Origin of the sequence: Armatimonas sp., from assembly GCF_043760365.1 — a bacterium.
GTDB lineage: Bacteria > Armatimonadota > Armatimonadia > Armatimonadales > Armatimonadaceae > Armatimonas.
In genome coordinates this window covers 1-3,277 of the sequence record NZ_JAYUPA010000805.1, presented here as the reverse complement: position 1 = coordinate 3,277, position 3,277 = coordinate 1, and the positions used below count along the sequence as shown (strand labels likewise).

4 protein-coding genes are annotated in these 3,277 nt (G+C 54.9%); 1 reads left to right on the top strand and 3 read right to left on the bottom strand.

Features of this window, described 5'->3' with window-relative positions; translation table 11 throughout:
- The 3 genes from ACH2EH_RS19620 to ACH2EH_RS19610 form a co-directional block, all read right to left on the bottom strand.
- Positions 1 to 529: FAD-dependent oxidoreductase (locus tag ACH2EH_RS19620; protein WP_395144326.1), on the bottom strand; the 529-nt coding region annotated here is incomplete at its 3' end.
- A 3-nt stretch (positions 530 to 532) separates the two neighbouring features.
- Positions 533 to 1,108, bottom strand: a complete 576-nt coding sequence (locus ACH2EH_RS19615) for a DUF2335 domain-containing protein (protein ID WP_395144324.1) — start codon at positions 1,106 to 1,108, stop codon at positions 533 to 535.
- Positions 1,086 to 1,331 (bottom strand): hypothetical protein, encoded by a 246-nt coding sequence (locus tag ACH2EH_RS19610; RefSeq protein WP_395144322.1) that lies wholly within the window; start codon positions 1,329 to 1,331, stop codon positions 1,086 to 1,088. Before ACH2EH_RS19610 ends, ACH2EH_RS19615 begins: the two co-directional genes overlap by 23 nt.
- Before the next feature lie 339 nt (positions 1,332 to 1,670).
- Here ACH2EH_RS19610 and ACH2EH_RS19605 point away from each other — a divergent pair.
- Positions 1,671 to 3,277: SWIM zinc finger domain-containing protein (locus ACH2EH_RS19605; protein ID WP_395144320.1), on the top strand; the 1,607-nt coding region annotated here is incomplete at its 3' end.

Here is a 3,277-nt window from a genome sequence, read left to right as displayed (position 1 = left end):
ATCCCGCACGCGCCGCTAAGTCGCCGTCGCCCGTCGCATCAATAAAGACACTGGCTTTTGCGACAGAGAGTCCTGCTTTGTTGGCAAGCACAATCGCTTCCAGCCGCTCTGTGTTCTGCTGGACGGCAGGGACAAATGTGTGAAAGAGCACCGTGACGCCCGCCGCGTCGCAGAGCTCGTCGTAGAGGCGCTTGAGGAGCTCCACGTCAATAGGCACCCAGTCCATACGTCCGTTATCCTGCGGTTTGTGGTAGGAGTCGGGGTGGGGAAGGCGGTGGCCTAGGCGGCGCTGGTGCTCGGTCATTACTTCCCAGCCGATGCCGCGCACAATCGCCTTGGTGCGGTCCGAGAACGGCGCAAACGCGGGCACTTGCATCGCTGTGGCCGAGCCGCCTAAGAAACCCATGCGCTCGATGAGAAGCACGCTCGCTCCATTGCGTGCTGCGCTCAGCGCCGCCGCGACTCCCGTGGGGCCGCCGCCGACCACACAAACATCGGTCTCAAAGGCAAGAGGATAATCTTGTTTCACCTGCTAACGCCGAGGCTTGGCCTTACGACTTTTTTCAGTAGTCGAAGGTGTTGATGGCAATCGTTTTTCAGGAGATTCTTTAGAATCAATTTGCGGATCAGTATTTTTGCTTTTCTTTTCTGATAGCTCTTTTTGTTGAGATATTTTTCCAATTACAAAAACACCAGCTAGACCAAGAACTGTACTACTTCCTAAAACTGTTGCAACAGCAGCTTGGCCAATATAAGCACAAAATCCACTTGTTATTAAACATAATGTCGCTATGTACAATCCTGCTTGAATACCTTGTTTAGAGCGTTCAATATTGCTTTTCGTAACTAAAAGTTCTAGTTGTTGACGATGTGTTGATTGTTGTTCTGCCATTCCTATAATTCTATCGGCTGCATCTGGTGTAGCATCATTATAGCGAATTAATACTTCAGGGGGAGGCAGTGGGCCAGAGAAGAAGGATGAACGAGAAGCGATAAGAGCGACACTCGCTTGATCTTGTTCAACAATACGCCCCTCCAGTATCTCTCCTGGAGGGGCATTCTTAGAGGACTGAGGAAGCACCTCTTCATTTTTTTGAAGATCGCTCATGATTATCAGCTTTCTGATACTGATTTACTGCCGAAGCCATGTCAGCACCAACGACTTGCCAATCGGATTGCATCGCTCTGGCATCCGCATCCTCAGGAGTGCTAGAGGCATTGTATGCATTGAATGTATTGCCAATATCTAGTATCCGGCTCAGCCCCTCAATGCAAGAGGGGGTTGACCAGAGGAACCCGGTCATTACAAGACTCATGCTTTTTCGGTTCATAACCTCTACCTTTTGTAGGCAGTCCTTGCCTGCCATATTCATGTCGGCGGCCTCATATGAGACCTGCTACCTAGTACTCTAAAACTCTTTACTTTAGTTCCTGGCGGCAACAACCCGCTCTGTCGGGCATTCGGCTAGACGCGTATTCTACCAAATATACTACTACTTTACCAGAGTCACCGGAAACACTGGACGCTACTATATCTTTGTCGGTGTATGCTTTGCTAAACTTCAGAAGGTGTGACTCCCGTAGGGCCGCCGCCGACCACGCAAACTTCTACGTCAAAGGCAATGGGAAGAGTATCGAAAAAGTGGGACATTTGCCCTACAATATAACCCATGATAAGCGAGAGTGATCTTCTGAGAAGTGTAGGGGCAACGGTATTTGCGCGAGGGGAGAGCTACTACAAGAGTGGCTCCGTGCGAAATGCCACGCACCAGGAGCGGATGCTCACGGCACAGGTGAAGGGAACGCAGCGCAGGCCCTACGCCGTGACGATTACCTTTACCGCTGGAGACGAGGTGGACAGTGCGCAGTGTAGTTGCCCCTATGCAGAGGAGTGGAGCGGTTGGTGCAAGCACATTGTCGCCGCTCTCCTTGTGGCGTTGCGCGAGAAAAAACAAGTGACTACGGGGAAAGCAGCTATTTCAGTCAATGTCGCGGAGATTTTAAGGGATGTGGAAGCTGTCTTTGAGGCGCTGGAAGCAGACCCCTACGGTGAAGACACCAGTGTGCTGGATGAGGCGCTGACAGAGTACACGCAGAAGGCTCAGGAATACTTTGCACAACAGAACAGTGATGGGGCTCTGGCACTGCTGGAGACGTTTCTGATTGCCTTTTTGGCGGGCCTCGATGAGTTTGAGTACGACTACGACGAAGCCTGCGACTTTGAGTCCTTGAGCATGGCGCTTGGGGCGGCGCTCTTGCGAGCGAACTTGAGCGAGTCACAGAAACAGAGCTGGCTAAAGGCGGTCGAGAGCTGGCATGAGGAGACAGTGGCGTTTCTGGTGCCGCTCGATATCTTGCGTAATGCACCCAATCAACTTGATCCCCTTAAGCGCGAGGAACGAGAGACCACCAAGGTGCGCTGTGCGTGGCTGGCGGAGCAGAAAAAGTGGGACGAGGCGCTGATTCTTGCGACACTGACTAACTGGAAGGCGCAGCAGGCGTACTCTTTGATTGCGCTGGGGCGGCGCAGTGAGGCGGAGCCGCTGATCCAGAAAAGCGCTCCTGAGATCCATGCCGACGAGGCATTGTCCCTGGTGGAAGCGCTCCAAAAAACAGATTCGGTCGCCGCTCTGCGTATCGGGCGGCTGCTCCTGCCCTACCGGCTGGTTCCTGATGAGTCGGGGCTTTGCGACTACGAGTACGAGGGCGGCGATCTTCAGGTACAGCAGCTTGCTCGGCTGGTACAGGCGCTTGCTACCGCGCAGAGCGTCCCCGAGGGCATCATTGAGGCGCTGCACGCACTGCTGCTGGCCGGGCCAACTCTGCCGCTCTGGAAGGAGTACGCCGCGCTAGCCACACCGGATGCCCAGAGTCGGCTCCTGCAGCGGCTGGCAAAGACACGGCAGATCACTCAGGGAGTCATTGAGATTCTGCTGGCGGGTCAGAGCTGGAGTGCTGCCTGGAGCGCCGCCCAGCGCTGCTACGCGCCCGGGCTCAAGGGGCAGGTCGCCAATTCGGTGGTGGCCTATATTCCTAGCGAAGTGCGCGACTACGCCCGCAAGCTCGCCGATCCCATCATGAACAATAACAAGGCCAGTGAGTACGAGATAGCCGCATTCTGGCTGGCACGGGAGCGCGATGCGGATATCGCCCTCGGGCAGGGCAAGCGCTGGAACGAGCGGCTTGCGCTACTACGTCAGCAAAACGCTCGTAAGTACAAGCTCATGCCGCTGCTCAACGCGCTGGCGAGTGCCCCCGAGGACGAGACACCGCCCCC

Bases quoted from the DNA above. Each gene is read 5' to 3' on its own strand.
- ACH2EH_RS19615 (WP_395144324.1), bottom strand. From the start codon at position 1,108: ATGAGCGATCTTCAAAAAAATGAAGAGGTGCTTCCTCAGTCCTCTAAG.
- ACH2EH_RS19610 (WP_395144322.1), bottom strand. From the start codon at position 1,331: ATGAACCGAAAAAGCATGAGTCTTGTAATGACCGGGTTCCTCTGGTCA.